Raw genomic sequence first — 17713 nt, 5'->3', positions numbered from 1 at the left:
GGCGGCACCTGGCGGCACCTGGCGGGTCCCGCGCCGTGCAGCGTGGCCAGCGAGGGACCGGGCGTCGCGCCCGGTGCGGTAGACTTCTCAGGTTGTCTCCGCCCGTCAGGGCAGCGGCAACCGCCTGGGACCTCGGCCCCGCAGCCCCGCACGTCATCCTCGACTCGCGTCGACGGGTGGGCATCCTCACGGATCGCGGCGGGCTCATCGGCTGGTCCCGCACCCGGCAATCCGCACGGGTGTGACGTCAAGTACACACGACAGGACAGGAACACACTGTGTCTTCAGTGACTCGTTCGCGCCGCCAGGTTCGCCTGAGCCGCGCGCTGGGCCTCGCGCTCACGCCCAAGGCAGTCAAGCACTTCGAGAAGCGCCCCTACCCGCCCGGTGAGCACGGCCGCGCCCGTCGCCGCACCGAGTCGGACTACGCGGTGCGTCTTCGTGAGAAGCAGCGTCTGCGCGCCCAGTACGCGCTCCGCGAGAAGCAGATGGCTCGCGCCTACGAGGACGCTCGCAAGGACGCCGGTCTGACCGGTGAGGCCATGGTCGAGAACCTCGAGACGCGTCTCGACGCGCTCGTGCTGCGTTCGGGCTTCGCCCGCACCATCCTCCAGGCGCGCCAGGCCGTCGGCCACCGCCACATCCTCGTCGACGGCAAGATCGTCGACCGCCCCTCGTTCAAGGTGAAGCCGGGTCAGACGATCCAGGTCAAGCCGAAGAGCCAGGCCACCACGCCGTTCCAGGTCGCCGCCGCCGGTGCGCACCGCGACGTCCTGCCGGCCGTCCCGGCCTACCTCGACGTCCAGCTCGAGAAGCTGAGCGCCGTCCTGGTGCGTCGCCCCAAGCGCGTCGAGGTCCCCGTGACCTGCGAGGTCCAGCTCGTCGTCGAGTACTACGCTCGCTGATCCTCCTGCGCGGCTGCTGCCGCGCGCCGTGCACGAACGCCTCGCTCACCGCTTCGACGGGGAGCGAGGCGTTCGTGCATCCGGGTAAGGTTTCGCGAGGCGTGCCGTCCGTCGCGTCGCGCCGTCGAAGGAGGAGCAGGAGATGTCCGTAGGAGATGTGGCCGGGCTGATCGCCGCCATCGCATTCGTGCTGCTGGTCGGGGTCCTCGCGGTTCCTCTGGTCAAGCTCGGCCGGGTGCTCGACGAGGCCCGGGTGAGCATCAAGGAGGTCACGGACCACTCGGTGCCGATCCTCGACGAGGCCGCCACGACCGTCGCGACGACCAACAGCCAGCTCGTGAAGGTCGACACGATCACGACGTCGGCCGCGCAGGTCAGCGAGAACGTCTCGGCCCTCACGGGGCTGTACGCGGCGACCTTCGGTGCGCCGCTGGTCAAGGTCGCGGCGTTCACGTACGGCGTGCGCCAGGCGTTCGCGCGGGCCTCGGGCCGTTCGGGCTCCGGACCTCGGACCGGTCGCTGATGCGTCGGGTCTTCTGGGTCGGCGTCGGCGTCGCCATCACCGTGGTCGTCGTCGTCAAGGGACGCCAGGTAGTCGCGCGCTACGCGCCCGCCTCGCTCGTGGACCAGGCCACCGACCAGGTCAACACGATCGGGGAGAAGGCCACGAGCTTCGCCCGGACCTTCCGCGAGGAGTTCCGCACCGCGCGCGACGCGCGTGAGGCCGAGCTGCTCGCGTCCCTGCTCGCCGAGGGCCAGCCGGACCCCGACGACGTGCGCGCGGCCCGTGCTGCGCGCCGCGAGCGGGCGGGGGAACCCGGCGCCGACGACGAGGACCTCCTCGGGTACTCGTTCTACTGATCCACCCACCGGGCCTGCTTCCCCCCGCCGCGCGACCTGCGTCGCGGGACGGGAGGGAAGCACGTCGGGAACATACTTGTTCTAGCCGGTGTCGCCCGCCCCTGCGGCGTGCCCCGGGCCGTTCCATCACCGACTTCCGAAGGACATCATGCGTACCGCCGAGATCCGCAAGCGTTGGCTCGACTACTTCGCCGCCCAGGACCACACCGTCGTGCCCTCGGCGTCGCTCATCTCGCCGGACCCCTCGACCCTGTTCACCATCGCGGGCATGGTGCCGTTCATCCCGTACATGACGGGCGAGCAGACGGCGCCGTGGGCCCGTGCGACGAGCGTGCAGAAGTGCGTGCGCACCCTCGACATCGACGACGTGGGCAAGACCACGCGCCACGGCACGTTCTTCCAGATGAACGGCAACTTCTCGTTCGGGGACTACTTCAAGGAAGGCGCGATCACCTACGCCTGGGACCTCATCACGCGGTCGCAGGACGACGGCGGGTACGGCATCCCCGAGGACAAGATCTGGGTCACCGTCTTCCACGAGGACGACGAGGCGCGCCAGCTCTGGAAGAAGATCGCGGGGCTGCCGGACGAGCGCATCCAAGGCCTCGGTATGGGACCCAACTACTGGTCCACGGGTGCCCGCGGGCCTGCCGGTCCCTGCTCGGAGATCTTCTACGACCGCGGCCCGGCGTACGGCCCCGACGGCGGCCCCGCGGTGGACCTCGCGGGCGACCGGTTCCTGGAGATCTGGAACCTCGTCTTCATGCAGTACGAGCGCGGCGACGGCGGGACCAAGGAGTCCTTCCCCATCCTGGGCGAGCTCACGAAGAAGAACATCGACACCGGCATGGGGCTCGAGCGCGTCGCGTTCGTCCTGCAGGGCGTCGACAACATGTACGAGATCGACGAGGTCTTCCCCGTCATCGCGGCGGCCCAGGAGCTCTCGGGCAAGCGCTACGGTGCGGACACCGACGACGACGTGCGCATGCGCGTGGTCGCCGACCACGTCCGCTCGGCCCTCATGATCATCAGCGACGGCGTGCGCCCCTCGAACGAGGGCCGCGGCTACGTGCTGCGCCGTCTGCTGCGCCGCTCGGTGCGCGCGATGCGCCTGCTGGGCGTCGAGGACCCCGCGCTGCCGCAGCTCTTCCCCGTCTCGCGCGACGCCATGCAGGCCTCCTACCCGGAGGTCGGCACCGACTTCGAGCGCATCTCGCAGATCGCCTACGCCGAGGAGGAGGCGTTCCGCCGCACCCTGACCTCGGGCACCACGATCCTGGACACCGCGGTCGCGGCCGCCAAGACGAACGCGGGCTCGGGCGGCACGCCCGTGCTGCCCGGCGACCAGGCCTTCGCCCTGCACGACACATACGGCTTCCCGATCGACCTGACCCTCGAGATGGCCGCCGAGCAGGGCGTCCAGGTCGACGAGAAGGCGTTCCGCGCCCTCATGCAGGAGCAGCGCACCCGTGCGCGCGCCGACGCGCTCGCCAAGCGCACGGGCGGCGTCGACACCGCGGCCTACGAGGCCCTGCAGAGCGAGCTCGCCCGCCCGGTCGAGTTCCTGGGCTACACGGACGCCACGGCGTCCGTCAACGTCGTGGGCCTCCTGGTCGACGGCGTGCCCTCCCCGGCCGCGACGGCCCCGGCCGACGTCGAGGTCGTCCTCGACCGCACGCCGTTCTACGCCGAGGCCGGCGGCCAGCTCGCCGACCACGGCACGATCGTGCTCGACGGCGGCGCGACCATCGAGGTCGACGACGTGCAGCGCCCGATCAAGGGCTTCTCGGTGCACCGCGGACGCCTCGTCGAGGGCGTCGTGGCGCTGGGCGACCCGGGCACCGCGCAGATCGACACGGCCCGCCGCAAGGCGATCAGCCGCGCCCACACCGCGACGCACATGATCCACAAGTCCATCCAGGAGGCCCTGGGCAAGGACGCGACGCAGGCCGGCTCGGAGAACGCGCCGAGCCGCATCCGCTTCGACTTCCGCGCCTCGAGCGCGGTGCCGGCAGGCGTGCTGTCCGAGGTCGAGGAGCGGGTCAACACCCAGCTCGCCGAGAACCTCGAGGTCACGGACAAGGTCATGCCCATCGCGGAGGCCCGCGCCCTGGGCGCCATGGCGCTGTTCGGCGAGAAGTACGGCGACCAGGTGCGCGTGGTCTCGATCGGTGGCGACTGGTCGCGCGAGCTGTGCGCGGGCACGCACGTCAAGCAGTCCGGGCAGCTCGGCCTGGTCACGCTGCTCGGCGAGTCCTCGATCGGCTCGGGCGTGCGCCGCGTCGACGCGCTCGTCGGCGACGGTGCCTACGGCTTCCAGGCCAAGGAGCACGCCCTGGTCGGGCAGCTCACGGGCCTGCTGAACGTGCGCACCGAGGAGCTGCCGGACCGGGTGGGCTCGCTCGTGGCACGCCTGCGCGACGCCGAGAAGGAGCTCGCGGCGCTGCGCCAGGCACAGCTCCTCGCGTCCGCCGCGAACCTCGCGGCCGCCGCGGAGACCGTCGGGACCGTGCGAGTCGTGGTGCACGACGCGGGGGAGGTGGCCTCGGCCGACGACCTGCGCGCCCTGGCGCTCGACGTGCGCGGCCGTCTCGCGGACTCGGCCCCGAGCGTCGTCGCGATCGCCGGCGTCAGCAAGGAGCGTCCGCAGGTCGTGATCGTGACCAACGCACCCGCTCGTGAGGCGGGACTGCGCGCGGGCGCGCTCGCGAAGAAGGCGTCGGGCGTGCTCGGCGGCGGCGGTGGCGGCAAGGACGACATGGCCCAGGGCGGCGGCACCGACGTGTCCGCCCTCCCGGCGGCTCTCGCGGGCATCCGCGACGACGTCGCCTCGGCACTCTGAGCGCGCACCCGATGACGATCGACGACCACCAGGCGGGCACCCCTCTCCCGAGGGGTGCCCGCCTGGGCGTCGACGTGGGCAGCGTGCGTGTCGGGCTCGCCGCGAGCGACCCTGACGGCCTCATCGCGACCCCCGTCGAGACCCTGCCACGGGACATGAAGACCGCCCCCTCCGGCCCCGACACGCCGTCGGGCACGTTCCCGGCGGACGTCGCGCGGATCGCGTCCGAAGTGGAGGAACGGGGTGCACGTGTGGTGTACATCGGGCTTCCTCGGCACCTTTCCGGCGCGGAAGGTGCCGCCACCGCGTTCGCACGTGCGTACGCTGGACTGGTGGCACGTGCCGTCGCACCGGTCCCGGTGCACCTCGTCGACGAACGCATGACGACCGTGAGCGCCCACCAGGCGCTGCGGGCCTCGGGGCGCGCCGGGCGCAAGCAGCGCTCTGTCGTCGACCAGGCGGCGGCGGTTATCATCCTCCAGACCGCTCTGGACCGCGAGCGGAGCGCGGGGGCGCGCGCCGGAGAGTACGTAGAACGTTGATCGTTGCGTCGTGGCAAGGACCGCCGCGCGCACACCCGTCAGGAGGCAGCCTCCCGTGACCGACCTATTCGACCGCCCGCCGGTGCAGCAACAACCACCGTCGCGGGCGACCCGTTCGGGGAGCCGAGACCGTCGCGCCGCGAAGAAGCGCGCGCAGCGACGGCGACGGCGCACCCTGATCGTGGTGCTCGCGCTGGTCCTCGTGGGCGGGGCCGGGTACTACCTGGCCACCAATGCCTCGAGCCTGCTGGGCTTCGAGAACCCGTTCAGCGCCGCGGACTACGAGGGCCAGGGCGTCGACCCCGTCGACGTGACGATCGAGCCGCAGTCGACCGGTACGGCCATGGGGGAGACGCTCGTCGAGGCGGGGGTCGTGAAGTCGGTCAGCGCCTTCGTCAAGGCCTTCAAGGAGAACCCGGACGCCGGCAAGATCCAGCCGGGCAACTACACGTTGCTCACCGAGATGAAGGCGTCTGCCGCGATCACGCTGCTGCTCTCGAAGGAGAGCAAGAACGAGATGAAGCTGACGGTCCCGGAGGGCCGGACGGTCACCCAGATCCTCGACACCGCGGTGTCCGTCACGGGCAAGCCGCGCGAGGAGTTCGAGGCCGCCATGGCCGACCCCGCCGCGGTGGGTCTTCCGGCGGAAGCGGGCGGCAACTACGAGGGGTGGCTCTTCCCGGCGACCTACCTCCTGCAGCCGGACGACACCGCCGCCACGATCATCTCCAACATGATCCTGCAGACGACGACCAACCTGGACAGCCTCGGGGTCCCGGCCGAGAACCGCGAAGAGGTGATCGTCAAGGCGTCACTGGTCGAGCGCGAGGCAAAGGCCGACGAGGACCGCCCCAAGATGGCGCGGGCGATCCAGAACCGTCTCGAGCGGGACATGACCCTCGACATCGATGCTGCCGTGGCGTACGGCCTCGGCCGGTCGGGGGTGACTCTCAGCACCACGGACCTCGCCGATGCGAGCAACCCCTACAACACCTACAAGCACAAGGGGCTGCCGCCCGGCCCCATCGCCTCCCCGGGGATGAAGTCGATCGAGGCCGTGCTCAACCCGGAGCCGGGCGACTGGATCTTCTGGATCGCGGTCAATCTCGACACGGGTGAGACCAAGTTCTCGTCCACGAACGCCGAGCACGAGCGGTACCGCGCGGAGCTCAGGCAGTGGCAGAAGGAGAACCCGTGACGGTCGGCGCCGCTCGTCGCGCTGCTGTCCTGGGCCACCCCGTCGCCCACTCGCTCTCGCCCGTCCTGCACTCGGCCGCGTACCGCGCGCTGGGGCTGGACGGGTGGGAGTACTCCGCGGTCGACGTGACCGAGGAGGAGCTGGCGTCGTTCGTGGAAGGGCTCGACGAGAGCTGGGCCGGGCTGAGCCTGACCATGCCGCTCAAGCAGGTCGTCCTGCCCCTCCTGGACCACGTCGAGCCGCTCGCGGGCGTCGTGGGTGCCGTGAACACGGTCCTGTTCCAGCCCACGGGCTCGGTGCGCACGCTCGTGGGCGCCAACACCGACGTCCACGGCCTCGTGGCCGCGCTGCGCGAGGGGCTCGGGGACCGCCCGGTCGGCTCGGCCGTGGTGCTGGGGGCGGGCGCGACCGCGGCCTCGACGCTGGCCGCGCTCGCCGAGCTCGGCTGCACGGCCCCGACCGTCCTGGTGCGGTCGCTCGGGCGCACGGGCGGGTTGCAGCGTGCCGCGCACCGCATGGGGGTCGCCCCACGCTTCGCGGTGCTCGACCAAGCGTCGCGGCTCGTGGCGCAGGCGGACGTCGTCGTCTCGACGCTGCCCTCACGGGCCGCGGACCCGGTCGCGGACGCCCTTACCGTGCAGTCCGCCGCCGGGGCGTCAGGCCCCCGCGGCGTCCTGCTCGACGTGGTCTACGACCCGCGCCCGACGGCGCTCTCCCGCGCCTGGGCGGACGCCGGTGCCACCGTGGTGGGCGGCGAGCGCATGCTCCTGCACCAGGCCGCCGAGCAGGTGCGTCTGATGACGGGGCACGTCGCGCCGCTCGCGGCGATGGCCGAGGCCCTCGAGGCTGCCCTCGCACCGAGCACCGCCAGGATCTGAGACCGGGGCCGCGGCTGGCGCTGTGCGCTCAGCCCAGCAGCAGCGCCTCATCGAGCACTGCGGGACCACCGATCAGACCGACGAGCGCGCCCGCGAGCATGAACGGGCCGAACGGGATCGCCGAACGTCGTCCTGCCCGCCTCGTGGCGAGCAGGACGAGGGCCCAGGTACCGCCGAGGAAGAAGGCCGAGCTCGCCCCCACGGCGAGCTCGGCCCACCCGCACCACGCGAGCATCGCGCCGATCAGCCCGGCGAGCTTGACGTCTCCGAAGCCCAGCCCCGACGGCGCGAGGGCCAGCAGGAAGTACGCGCCGTAGAGACCCAGACCGCCGGCCAGGGCGCGGACGAGCGCACCGCCGTCGGGCCCGAGCAGGCCGGCAAGACCCAGCAGCGCCGCCAGGACCGGGTAGGACGGCAGCACCAGGGCGTCCGGGAGGCGGTGCGTGCGGGCGTCGATCACGGCAAGCGCCGACCCGACGAGAGCGAGGTATCCGGCCGCGGGAAGCGCCACCACGGGGTGGCCCGCGGCCCACGCCCCCACGACCGTGGCGGGCACGGCCACCGCCGTCACCGCGAGGACCGCGCGACGGTGCGGGCGAACCTCGTCCACGGCCCGGCGCCAGATCCGGACGGGCCGACGCGCGCTCGCCAGGTCCGGCAGGTCCGGGGCGCCGGCGTCCGGGCTCGTCTCGACGGAACCGTCCTGCCCCGGCGCGTCGACCGGACCCCCGCCCCCTGCGTTCGTCACCCGGCGAACCTAGCGCAGCGGGCCGCGCCGGGGCGGGCGCCGTCCACAGGCCCGTCGACACGCCCGTGCGCCCGGCCGCGACCCCGTGCGTCCGGGCGCCGCCCCGCCGGGCGGTCCGCACTGCGGTCGGGTTCGGGGCCGCGCCGGGTGACGTGGGAGGATTCTGCTCATGCTTCGTTGGTTGACATCGGGTGAGTCGCACGGTCCGGCGCTGGTCGGCATCCTGGAAGGGCTGCCCGCAGGGGTCGAGCTCGTGACGAAGGACGTGCAGGACGCGCTCGCGCGCCGCCGCCTCGGGTACGGGCGCGGTGCGCGCATGAAGTTCGAGCAGGACGAGGTCCGCATCCTCGCGGGCCTGCGCCTGGGGCTGACGCAGGGCGGTCCGCTCGCGATCGAGATCGGCAACACCGAGTGGCCCAAGTGGGTCGACGTCATGAGCGCGGACCCCGTGCCCGCCGAGGCCCTGCAGGTCGACGCCGGGACGGGTGACGTGCGGGAGATCGCCCGCAACCGACCCCTGACACGCCCGCGTCCCGGGCACGCGGACCTCATCGGCATGCGCAAGTACGCGTTCGACGACGCGCGTCCGGTCCTGGAGCGCGCCTCGGCCCGCGAGACCGCGACCCGCGTCGCGCTCGGGGTGGCAGCGGCCAAGTTCCTCGAGCAGGCCGTCGGGATCCGCCTCGTCTCGCACGTCGTGGGCATCGGCACGGTCGACGTCCCCGAGGGCACGGCCCTCCCGCGGCCCGACGACGTCGCGCGGCTCGACGCCGACCCGGTGCGCTGCTTCGACCCCGCGAGCTCCGCGGCGATGGTCGCCGAGATCGACGAGTGCCACAAGGACGGCGACACCCTGGGCGGCGTGGTCGAGGTCCTGGCGTACGGCGTCCCGTCGGGGCTGGGCACCTACGTGCAGTCGGACCGTCGCCTCGACGCTCGCCTCGCGGCCGTGCTCATGGGGATCCAGGCCATCAAGGGCGTCGAGGTCGGCGACGGCTTCCGCACCGCACGCCGTCGCGGCTCCCAGGCGCACGACGAGATCGTGCGCGGCGAGGACGGTCACCTGCACCGTCTGAGCAACCGTGCGGGCGGCGTCGAGGGTGGCATGTCCAACGGCGAGGTGCTGCGCGTGCGCGCGGCCATGAAGCCCATCTCGACCGTCCCCCGCGCGCTCGCGACGGTCGACGTCGCCTCGGGCGAGCCCGCCAAGGCCCAGCACCAGCGCTCGGACGTGTGCGCCGTGCCGCCCGCCGCCGTGGTCGCCGAGGCCATGGTCGCGCTCGTCCTCGCCGAGGCCGTCCTGGAGAAGTTCGGCGGCGACTCGGTCTCCGAGGTCCGCCGCAACGTCGAGGGCTACCTGGCGTCGGTCCCCGAGCTGCTGCGCTGAGATGACCACGAGCAGCAGCCCCCGCGTCGTCCTCATCGGCCCTCCCGGCAGCGGCAAGTCCACGGTCGCGAGCGTCCTGGCCGAGCGTCTGGGCCTCGCGGCGCGCGACACCGACACCGACGTGGAGGTCCTCGCGGGCAAGACCGTCGCGGACGTCTTCCTCGAGGACGGCGAGCCGCACTTCCGCGGCCTCGAGCGCGAGGCCGTGACCCAGGCGCTCGCGGTCCACGAGGGCGTCCTCGCCCTGGGGGGTGGCGCCGTCCTCGACGAGCACTCCCAGGCGGCCCTCGAGGCCTACTCGGCCGCGGGGGGAGTCGTGGTCTTCCTCGACGTCTCCCTGGCCCACGCGGGCCCGCGGGTCGGGTTCAACCAGGCGCGGCCACTACTGCTCGGCAACCCCCGGGCCAGGTGGCAGGCGCTCATGGAGCAGCGCCGACCCGTCTACGAGCGGCTCGCCACGGTGCGGGTCGTGACGGACGCGCGCACCCCCCGCCAGGTGGCCGGGGAGATCGAAGCAGCGCTCGGCGGCACGTCCCAGGACGTCGCGGCCGACCAGACGAGGAGCGAGCAGTGAACGACCAGCAGACGACCGAGACCGACGGGCCGTCCCTCAGCGCTGCGACCCCGCAGGGCACCCCGGCGACCCCGGCCCGCGTGCGGGTCGAGGGCGCCCAGCCCTACGACGTGCTCATCGGGCGCCACCTGCTCGGGGAGCTGCCCTCGATGCTGGGTCCGGACGTCCGCCGCGTCCTCGTGATCCACCCGTCCGCGCTCGCGACGTCCGCGGACACGGTGCGCGAGGACCTGCTCGCGGTCGGCTACGAGGCGTACATCGCCGAGGTCCCGGACGCCGAGGAGGCCAAGACCGCGCAGGTCGCGGCGTTCCTGTGGCAGGTGCTCGGGCAGGCCGACTTCACGCGCAGCGACGCGATCGTCTCGGTCGGCGGTGGCGCCACGACCGACCTCGCGGGCTTCGTCGCCGCGACGTGGCTGCGCGGCATCAAGGTCGTGCACGTCCCGACGACGCTGCTCGCCATGGTCGACGCGGCGGTAGGCGGCAAGACGGGCATCAACACGGCCGAGGGCAAGAACCTCGTGGGCGCGTTCCACCCGCCCGCGGGGGTCCTGTGCGACGTCGCGGCGCTCGAGTCGCTGCCCAAGTTCGACTTCGTCGCCGGGCTCGCGGAGATCGTCAAGACCGGCTTCATCGCCGATCCACGCATCCTCGAGCTCGTCGAGGAGAACGTCGACGAGCTCAAGAGCTGGGGCGGGGCCGAGGTGCCTGCCTCGACGTGGGCCGTGGTCGTCGAGCTCATCGAGCGTTCGGTCGCGGTCAAGGCGCGCGTCGTGGGCGAGGACCTCAAGGAGGCCGGCCTGCGCGAGATCCTCAACTACGGGCACACCCTGGGCCACGCGGTCGAGCTCACCGAGCGCTACGCGTGGCGTCACGGCGCGGCCGTGTCGGTCGGGATGGTCTTCGCGGCCGAGCTCGCGCGCCTCGCGGGGCGCCTCGACGACGAGACCGTGGACCGCCACCGCGCGATCCTCGGCAGCCTCGGACTGCCGCTGACCTACCGTGGCGACCGCTGGGAGCAGCTCCTGTCCGCGATGCGACGCGACAAGAAGTCCCGCGGCGACATGCTGCGCTTCGTCGTGCTCGACGGCCTGGCCAAGCCCGGGCGCCTCGAGGGTCCGGACCCGGCGCTGCTCGCCGCTGCGTACGCCGAGATCTCGATCGACGCCCCGAGGGGTGGCCCGATCGCCCTCTGACGCGCCGCCGTCGGGCATCCTGCGGCACGTGACCCGGCCCGCCTCCTCGGGGAGGCGGGCCGTTCGTCGTCCCGGGTGGAGGGCCGGTCAGCCCCAGCGGTCCCGCGCGGTCAGCACGTCGCGCAGCAGGTCCGCCCGGTCGGTCACGATGCCGTCGACGCCCAGGTCGAGGAGCCGCGCCATCTCGACCGGGTCGTTGATGGTCCACACGTGCACCTGGCGTCCCGCTGCGCGCGCGGCGGCCACCGTCCGGGCGTCCACGACCCGCACACGTCCCTGCCCGACGGGGACCTGCAGGCAGTCCGCGCCCCGCAGCGCCCACGAGGCGACGGCGCCGAACGGGCCCCGAGGGGCGCCCGCCCGGGCGGCGAGCAGGAACGTGGCGACCTCGCTCGTCCCGGTCGAGGTCGCCACGGGCCGGGTGAGGAGTGCGACCGTCCGGCGGCGCCGCGCGGGGGAGAAGGACGTCACGCACACCCGCTCGTGCGCGCGCGTGCGCTCGATCGCCGCCGCGACGGGCCCGACGGCGGAGTCCGCCTTGACGTCGACGTTCACGCGCAGGTCCGGCCAGGTGCCCAGGACGTCCTCCAGGAGCGGCACGGGCTCGACCCCGCCGATCCGTGCCCGCCGCACCGCCTCCCAGGGCAGGTCCGCGACCAGGCCCGCGCCGTCGGTCGTGCGGTCCAGGCTAGCGTCGTGCAGGGCGACCGCGACGCCGTCGGACGTCGCGTGCGCGTCGGTCTCGACGTAGCGGAAGCCCAGGTCCCGGGCCGCAGCGAACGCCGCGAGGGAGTTCTCGAGCCCGTCCCGAGAGAAGCCGCGGTGCGCGAGCGCGACGAACCCCGTGGGGGAGTCGAGGTAGGGATGGTGCCAGGCACCCGGGCGTCCGCCGCGGGCCTCGGTACGGCTCACCGGGAGGCCCCCGCCGCGTGCCCCTCGCCCGGCCCGACCCGATCACCGAGCCAGCCCAGCATCGCGTCCAGGTAGGCGAGCCGGGGGCCGTCCCTCGAGAGCGTGAGGTCGTGTACCCCGCCCTCGATCGCCCGGACCGTCACGTCGGCCCCGACGCGCGGGGCGAGCCGCTCGATCTGGGCGACGTCCAGGACCGTGTCCTGGGAGTCGAGCAGCGGGTTGTCCAGGTCGTCGGGCCCCGAGGACGCCGAGTGCGCGACCAGCACGGGGCACGAGACGTCGAGCCCCCGCGCCAGCCGTGCCTGCCCCTGGCGCACCGCGCGCAACCACCCCGCCCGCACGGGCAGACCCTCGGGGCGCTTGAGCGTCGGGTCGAACTCCCACCGGCCCCCGTTCGCGGCCAGCAGGTGCGCCGCGTACGCCGAGGGCGCTGCGCTCAGCACGGCGAGCGGGGACCACGGCCCGACGGCGTCGAGCACCCGGGTGGCGATCGTCCGGTTCAACCAGCTCGAGTTGAGGTCGAGGAACGGCGAGTCCAGCACCAGAGCGTCGATCAGCCGCTGACGACGGTGCGCGTGCGCCCACAACGGCGCCACGAGCCCACCCGTCGAGTGCGCGTGCACCACGACCGGCAGCCCCGGGTGCAGACCCCGGACGGCAGCGACCGCGACCGACAGGTCCGTCGCGGGCTCCCGCAGGTCCTCGACGAAGTGCGGCACCTGCCCCGGGCGCCACGACCGACCCGCGCCGCGCAGGTCCACCGCGAGGAACGCGAAGCCCGCATCCTCGACCGCCCGCGCCAGATGCTCCTGGAAGAAGTAGTCGTTGTACCCGTGCACGTGCAGGAACACGCCACGCGGACCGCCGTCCGAGAAGCCCGCCTCGCCCGTGCCCATGCCCATGCCGTGCGCACGCCTCACGAGCGTCGCGACGGGCGCAGGAGCGGGCTCGGGGACCGTCACGGCTCCGGGGTCCGCGTCACGGTCCGTGGCGGCGCTCGCGGCCCGGTGGGGCAGGGGAGGGACGAGGGCGAGGAGGCCGTTCCTCGCCGCGGGCAGGGGGCCTCCCGTGGGCAGGGTCGCGGCCTCGAACCCGGCGAGCAGCCGGTCGGGCTCCCACGGCAGCCCTGTTCCTGCCGTGGCCGTCATGACCGGCTCCACCATCCTCAGACCTCCGTGCTCGACCCTGCCGCCCCCGCAGGCACCGCCGCGAGGTCCTTGCCGCCGTCCACGCCGTCCCCGGCGGGGAAGCGCACGAAGAGCATGAGCACGAGACCCACGAGGATCACGGCGACGATCCCCAGGATGCCCCAGTACTGCTGGCCGGACACGGCGACCATGGTCGCGAAGGCCATCGGGGCGAGGAAGCTCGCCGCGCGCCCCGTGGTCGCGTACAGGCCGAACGCCTCGGCCTCGCGGCCCTCGTCGCTGATCCGTCCGAGGAGGCCGCGGCTCGCGGACTGGGCCGGACCGACGAACGCGCACAGCAGCAGACCCCACAGCCAGAAGACGTTCGCGCCGCCGTCGTGCTGGACGAAGACCGCCGTGCCGGAGATCACGAGGCCCACGAGCGAGCCGAGGATCACCCGTCGCGGGCCGATCCTGTCGTCGAGCCAGCCGGCCGCGATCGTGGACAGGCCCGCGACGACGTTCGCCGCGATCGCGAACACGATGACCTCGCTCGCGCTGAAGCCGAACGTGCCCGACGCGATCACGGCGCCGAACGTGAAGACGCCCGCCAGGCCGTCGCGGTAGACGGCGCTCGCGACGAGGTAGCCGAGCGTCGAGCGGCGCGTGCGCCACAGGTGCACCAGGTCGCGGCCGAGCTTGCGGTAGGCGCCGACGACGCCGATGGGGGCCGATCCTCCGCGGCGCGGCGACTCGGGGACCGCGAGGAGCACGGGGATCGCGAACACCGCGAACCACACGGCGGACAGCAGGACGCTGACGCGGATGTCCATGCCGTCGGCGCCCGTGATCCCGAACCAGCCGACCTCGGGGTTGATGAAGCCGACGAACAGCACGAGCAGCAGCACGATCCCGCCGACGTACCCGGCGCCCCAGCCGATGCCGCTGATGCGCCCGATCGTGCGCGGCGTGGAGATGTCGAGCAGCAGTGCGTTGTACGCGACCGAGGCCAGCTCGAAGAAGACGTTGCCCGCCGAGAGCAGCACGACGCCCAGGATCACGGCGTCGGACAGCGACCCGGGGGTCGGTTGCACGAAGAACATCGCGACCATGGCCGCGACGGTCGCCGCGGTGTTGACCCCGAGCCACACCTTGCGCCGGCCCGAGGCGTCCGCGAGCGCCCCGAGCGCGGGCGCGAGCAGGGCGATGAGGGCTCCGGCGATGGTGAGCCCCCACCCGAGCCACGCGGTGTGGTCGGCCATGACGGCCTGGGGGTCGGCCGCGCCTGCCTCGACGAACGCGTCGCTCGTGATCCAGCGCGTGAAGACGAAGGTCGTGACGACGGCGTTGAACGCGGCTGATCCCCAGTCCCACAGCGACCAGGCGAGGACCTGGCGGCGACCGACCGCAGGACGGGGCGCGGGGGAGCCGTGGCCTGCGTCGGGGGCGCTGGGGGCGTCGCCGTCGGATGTGGCGGGGGTCACGTTCGTGTGATCTGGCACGCGCGCATCGTAGACCGTCCGGCGGGCGCGAGGGTGAACGCTCAGGGGACGGGGCCTGCTGTACGGTCGGGGCACCTTGCCCGGCCGCGCTGCGGCGGCCGGTGCCCCGTGCAGAAAGGGTGGCGTTCGTGGGAGATCGAGCGGAGGGCGACGGCCCCGGCGGACGTGCCCTGGCCATGCCGACGCCCGAGGACCCGGGCCGAGCCCCGGTCTGGGAGAACTACGTCGTCGCGCAGGTGGCGCAGGCGTCGCTCGGGCTGGTTCCTCGCAACGCGGTCGCACTGTGCGTCCGGGTCGACGGGTACGACCTCACGCTCCTCGGCGTGCTCAAGCGACGGACCGTGAAGGCTCAGGAAGATCTCGAGGAGATCGTCGACGAGCTCGAGATGCTGCTCGGCCCCCGTCCCCGGGTCGAGCTGTCCGTGGAGGTGCTGGCTCGGCGCGAGATCTGGCGCCATCGCGACGTTCGCTGGACGTTCCTGGCCCGTTCGTGAGCCGGCCGGGCATGGACGGTCACGGCCACGGCCGCGCCCTCCCCGCTAGGCTCTGCGCATGACTCGTGTCCTGATCCTCAACGGTCCCAACCTCGGTCGCCTGGGCGTCCGCGAGCCCGACGTCTACGGGGCGGCCTCCTATGCCGACCTGGTCGCGGCGGGGGGGCGGTGGGGCGCGGAGAACGGCCTCGAGGTGCAGGTGCGTCAGACGGACGACGAGTCGGAGCTGGTCGGGTGGCTGCACGGCGCGGTCGACGACGGCGCGCACGTGGTGCTCAACCCCGCCGCGTTCACGCACTACTCGTACGCCCTGCGCGACGCGGCGGCGCAGGTGACCAAGGCGGGCCTGCTGCTGGTCGAGGTGCACCTGAGCAACCCGGCCGCGCGCGAGGAGTTCCGGCACAACTCGGTCATCGGCGGGGTGGCGACGGGGACGGTCGCCGGGTTCGGGTTTGACTCGTACCGCCTGGCGGTCCTCGCGATCGTGTCGAAGCTCGCGGTCTAGATTCGCCTGGCCCAAGTCTGTGGGCTTGATTCGGGTGAATCAAGCCTTCGCCCTTGTGAGAGGGAGATCAAGCGTCTACCGTGGAGGGATGTTCGTCCTGACCGTGGACCAGAGGGCCAGCACCCGCCGAGGGGACCTCGTGCCGGAGGTGCTGGCCGCGCTCGCACCCTTCGACGCGCGTGACGGGGTCGTCATCGGCTTCGACCGCACCGTCGGCGATGAGGTCCAGGCCGTGCTCGACGACGCCGCGCTCGTCGTGGAGATCGTCCTCGCCCTGGGCAGGTGGGGAGGGTGGAGCACGGGCCTCGGCCTCGGCGACGTGCTGCCCGGTCCGGACGGGCGCCTGCCCGCGGCCTCGCGCGAGGCGTCCGGATCGGCGTTCGTGCACGCCCGGGCCGCGGTCGAGCGGGCCAAGACCCGCGGCACCCACGTCCCGCTCGCGGTCGAGGGGCCGGACCGAGCAGCGGCGGGAGAGGTCGAGGCGCTCCTGCGGCTCCTGCTCGCCGTGGGCGCCCGCCGCACTCCCGCGGGGTGGGAGGTCGTGGACGCGCTGGCGCGCGTGGGTGGCACCCAGAAGGATGTGGCCCGAGACCTCGGGATCAGCGAGCAGGCCGTGAGCCAACGGCTGCGGGCGAGCCTGTGGTCCGAGGAAGCGGCCGTCCGGCCGGTCGCGACGAGGCTCCTCCAGGAGGCAGACGCATGAGCTTCACCACAGGGTTGGCCGTCGCAGGGGTCGTGCTCGCGACGCTCGTGCTGAGCGTGCTGGGCGGCATGCTCGTGACACCGTGGGTCCTGCGGGCTGCCGCCCGTCGGTCCGAGGCCGAGGGGGAGGTCCCGCCCGCCCGCGACCCCGGGCCCGTCCCGCCGCCGCCCGGCCGCGCCGTCCCGGCTGCTGGCCCGAGCGCAGCGGCGAGCGCACCCGTGCCTCCTCCGCCCCCGGCAGGCCCGCCCTCCCCGGCCCCCGTGCCCGCGGCGCCCGACCCGGCGACCGGCGCGGCGCCGTCGGACCCCGGCGGGCCGGTGGGCACCGAAGCCGTCCAGACGCTGCGCGGCGGGACCTGGATCGGGATCCTCGAACGCCTCGCGATCACGGGCTGCCTGCTCGCTGGATACCCGGCCGGGATCGCGGTCGTGGTCGCCATCAAGGGCCTCGGGCGCTACCCCGAGCTGCGCGAGCACCCGGTCGGCGCCGAGCGCTTCCTGATCGGCACGCTCGCCTCGATGATCTGGGCAGGCGGGGTCGGACTGCTCGGCGCAGCGATCCTGGGACTCCTCCGGTAGACTGGACCGGGCCTTCCGCGGCCCCCGCGAACTCGCAGCGCCCACGTGCGCCCAGCGAAGCCCGGGGAGCCCGCCAGGGAAGGCCGGCTACCGCCAGGGCGCGCACCCGAACGTGTGCGCATCAGTGGCTCGCCCGCGGATCGCGCGGTGAGACACCCCGACGGCAGCACCATGACAACGCGACAGGAAGACCGAACGTGGCGACGACCAACGACATCAAGAACGGCACCGTGCTCAAGCTCGACGGCCAGCTGTGGACCATCATCGAGTTCCAGCACGTCAAGCCCGGCAAGGGTGGCGCCTTCGTTCGCACCAAGATGAAGAACGTCCTGTCCGGCAAGACCGTCGACAAGACCTTCAACGCCGGCCTCAAGATCGAGACCGCGAACGTCGACAAGCGCGACATGCAGTACCTGTACAAGGACGGCGACGACTTCGTCTTCATGGACACCTCGACGTACGACCAGATCACGGTCCCGGCCGCGACCGTGGGCGACGCCGCCGACTACATGCTGGAGAGCCAGAGCGCGCTCGTCGCGACCAACGAGGGTGTCCCGCTCTACGTCGAGCTCCCTCCGTCGGTCGTCCTCGAGATCACCTACACCGAGCCGGGCCTGCAGGGCGACCGCTCGACCGGTGGCACCAAGCCCGCGACCCTCGAGACCGGCGCCCAGATCCAGGTCCCGCTCTTCCTCGAGCAGGGCACCAAGGTCAAGGTCGACACCCGCGACGGCTCCTACCTGGGGCGCGTGAACGACTGA

At 73.1% G+C, this 17713-nt stretch carries 19 protein-coding genes; 15 read left to right on the top strand and 4 right to left on the bottom strand.

Annotation, left to right across the window (positions count from 1 at the left end):
* The first annotated feature begins 278 nt into the window (after positions 1-278).
* From rpsD to ACZDYF_RS06780, 7 genes are all read left to right on the top strand, one after another.
* On the top strand, positions 279-905 hold the full coding sequence (rpsD, locus tag ACZDYF_RS06810) for a 30S ribosomal protein S4 (RefSeq protein WP_191790464.1): 627 nt from the start codon (positions 279-281) through the stop codon (positions 903-905).
* A gap of 142 nt (positions 906-1047) precedes the next feature.
* Positions 1048-1428 carry a DUF948 domain-containing protein gene (locus ACZDYF_RS06805; protein ID WP_191790463.1) on the top strand — a complete coding sequence of 127 codons (381 nt, stop codon included), beginning with the start codon at positions 1048-1050 and terminating at the stop codon, positions 1426-1428.
* On the top strand, positions 1428-1766 hold the full coding sequence (locus ACZDYF_RS06800) for a hypothetical protein (RefSeq protein WP_191790462.1): 339 nt from the start codon (positions 1428-1430) through the stop codon (positions 1764-1766). Before ACZDYF_RS06805 ends, ACZDYF_RS06800 begins: the two co-directional genes overlap by 1 nt.
* Positions 1767-1914: 148 nt before the next feature.
* Entirely contained in the window at positions 1915-4608 is a 2694-nt protein-coding gene (gene alaS, locus ACZDYF_RS06795) for an alanine--tRNA ligase (RefSeq protein WP_475054961.1), read from the top strand.
* An 11-nt stretch (positions 4609-4619) separates the two neighbouring features.
* Positions 4620-5150: a Holliday junction resolvase RuvX gene (ruvX, locus tag ACZDYF_RS06790; protein WP_475054959.1), complete on the top strand. Its 531-nt coding sequence runs from the start codon at positions 4620-4622 to the stop codon at positions 5148-5150.
* Positions 5151-5205: 55 nt separating this feature from the next.
* Positions 5206-6348: an endolytic transglycosylase MltG gene (gene mltG, locus ACZDYF_RS06785; RefSeq protein ID WP_204808997.1), complete on the top strand. Its 1143-nt coding sequence runs from the start codon at positions 5206-5208 to the stop codon at positions 6346-6348.
* Positions 6345-7226, top strand: coding sequence for a shikimate dehydrogenase (locus ACZDYF_RS06780; protein ID WP_475054958.1), 882 nt, complete (start codon positions 6345-6347; stop codon positions 7224-7226). The genes mltG and ACZDYF_RS06780 overlap by 4 nt, the downstream gene beginning before the upstream one ends.
* A gap of 28 nt (positions 7227-7254) precedes the next feature.
* Here the strand turns inward: ACZDYF_RS06780 and ACZDYF_RS06775 are convergent, their stop codons facing one another.
* Positions 7255-7974 carry a prepilin peptidase gene (locus tag ACZDYF_RS06775; RefSeq protein WP_475054956.1) on the bottom strand — a complete coding sequence of 240 codons (720 nt, stop codon included), beginning with the start codon at positions 7972-7974 and terminating at the stop codon, positions 7255-7257.
* Between the two features lie 169 nt (positions 7975-8143).
* Here ACZDYF_RS06775 and aroC point away from each other — a divergent pair, with 169 nt between their 5' ends.
* From aroC to aroB, 3 genes are all read left to right on the top strand, one after another.
* Positions 8144-9361, top strand: a complete 1218-nt coding sequence (aroC, locus tag ACZDYF_RS06770; protein ID WP_475054954.1) for a chorismate synthase — start codon at positions 8144-8146, stop codon at positions 9359-9361.
* A 1-nt stretch (position 9362) separates the two neighbouring features.
* Entirely contained in the window at positions 9363-9935 is a 573-nt protein-coding gene (locus ACZDYF_RS06765; RefSeq protein WP_191790456.1) for a shikimate kinase, read from the top strand.
* An 80-nt stretch (positions 9936-10015) separates the two neighbouring features.
* On the top strand, positions 10016-11131 hold the full coding sequence (aroB, locus tag ACZDYF_RS06760; RefSeq protein ID WP_475055471.1) for a 3-dehydroquinate synthase: 1116 nt from the start codon (positions 10016-10018) through the stop codon (positions 11129-11131).
* Positions 11132-11218: 87 nt separating this feature from the next.
* Here aroB and ACZDYF_RS06755 read toward each other — a convergent pair whose 3' ends face one another.
* From ACZDYF_RS06755 to ACZDYF_RS06745, 3 genes are read right to left on the bottom strand one after another with little or no spacing between them, the layout of a single operon-like run.
* Entirely contained in the window at positions 11219-12043 is an 825-nt protein-coding gene (locus ACZDYF_RS06755; protein WP_475054952.1) for a glycerophosphodiester phosphodiesterase family protein, read from the bottom strand.
* A complete protein-coding gene (locus ACZDYF_RS06750; RefSeq protein WP_475054950.1) occupies positions 12040-13191 on the bottom strand; it encodes an alpha/beta fold hydrolase in 1152 nt (383 codons plus the stop codon). The genes ACZDYF_RS06755 and ACZDYF_RS06750 overlap by 4 nt, the downstream gene beginning before the upstream one ends.
* Positions 13192-13208: 17 nt before the next feature.
* Complete coding sequence (locus ACZDYF_RS06745; protein WP_475054947.1) at positions 13209-14672, bottom strand: MFS transporter; 1464 nt, start codon at positions 14670-14672, stop codon at positions 13209-13211.
* 128 nt (positions 14673-14800) lie between these two features.
* Between ACZDYF_RS06745 and ACZDYF_RS06740 the strand changes: the two genes are divergently transcribed.
* From ACZDYF_RS06740 to efp, 5 genes are all read left to right on the top strand, one after another.
* Positions 14801-15166, top strand: coding sequence for a hypothetical protein (locus ACZDYF_RS06740; RefSeq protein WP_475054943.1), 366 nt, complete (start codon positions 14801-14803; stop codon positions 15164-15166).
* Positions 15167-15224: 58 nt separating this feature from the next.
* Positions 15225-15671 (top strand): type II 3-dehydroquinate dehydratase, encoded by a 447-nt coding sequence (locus tag ACZDYF_RS06735; protein WP_475054942.1) that lies wholly within the window; start codon positions 15225-15227, stop codon positions 15669-15671.
* 88 nt (positions 15672-15759) lie between these two features.
* On the top strand, positions 15760-16374 hold the full coding sequence (locus ACZDYF_RS06730; RefSeq protein ID WP_475054941.1) for a hypothetical protein: 615 nt from the start codon (positions 15760-15762) through the stop codon (positions 16372-16374).
* Positions 16371-16952 carry a hypothetical protein gene (locus ACZDYF_RS06725; RefSeq protein WP_475054940.1) on the top strand — a complete coding sequence of 194 codons (582 nt, stop codon included), beginning with the start codon at positions 16371-16373 and terminating at the stop codon, positions 16950-16952. Before ACZDYF_RS06730 ends, ACZDYF_RS06725 begins: the two co-directional genes overlap by 4 nt.
* Positions 16953-17149: 197 nt before the next feature.
* Positions 17150-17713 carry an elongation factor P gene (gene efp, locus ACZDYF_RS06720; protein WP_364073195.1) on the top strand — a complete coding sequence of 188 codons (564 nt, stop codon included), beginning with the start codon at positions 17150-17152 and terminating at the stop codon, positions 17711-17713.

The sequence above is a fragment of the Oerskovia sp. PE-21s genome, from assembly GCF_056158145.1.
This window is presented reverse-complemented; position numbering and strand designations above follow the sequence as displayed.

What these genes read in the sequence shown, in the direction of transcription:
- ACZDYF_RS06805 (WP_191790463.1), top strand. Translation starts at nt 1,048, where the DNA reads ATGTCCGTAGGAGATGTGGCCGGGCTGATCGCCGCCATCGCATTCGTG.
- ACZDYF_RS06800 (WP_191790462.1), top strand. Translation starts at nt 1,428, where the DNA reads ATGCGTCGGGTCTTCTGGGTCGGCGTCGGCGTCGCCATCACCGTGGTC.
- alaS (WP_475054961.1), top strand. Translation starts at nt 1,915, where the DNA reads ATGCGTACCGCCGAGATCCGCAAGCGTTGGCTCGACTACTTCGCCGCC.
- ruvX (WP_475054959.1), top strand. Translation starts at nt 4,620, where the DNA reads ATGACGATCGACGACCACCAGGCGGGCACCCCTCTCCCGAGGGGTGCC.
- aroC (WP_475054954.1), top strand. Translation starts at nt 8,144, where the DNA reads ATGCTTCGTTGGTTGACATCGGGTGAGTCGCACGGTCCGGCGCTGGTC.
- ACZDYF_RS06765 (WP_191790456.1), top strand. Translation starts at nt 9,363, where the DNA reads ATGACCACGAGCAGCAGCCCCCGCGTCGTCCTCATCGGCCCTCCCGGC.
- ACZDYF_RS06750 (WP_475054950.1), bottom strand. Translation starts at nt 13,191, where the DNA reads ATGACGGCCACGGCAGGAACAGGGCTGCCGTGGGAGCCCGACCGGCTG.
- ACZDYF_RS06735 (WP_475054942.1), top strand. Translation starts at nt 15,225, where the DNA reads ATGACTCGTGTCCTGATCCTCAACGGTCCCAACCTCGGTCGCCTGGGC.
- ACZDYF_RS06730 (WP_475054941.1), top strand. Translation starts at nt 15,760, where the DNA reads ATGTTCGTCCTGACCGTGGACCAGAGGGCCAGCACCCGCCGAGGGGAC.
- ACZDYF_RS06725 (WP_475054940.1), top strand. Translation starts at nt 16,371, where the DNA reads ATGAGCTTCACCACAGGGTTGGCCGTCGCAGGGGTCGTGCTCGCGACG.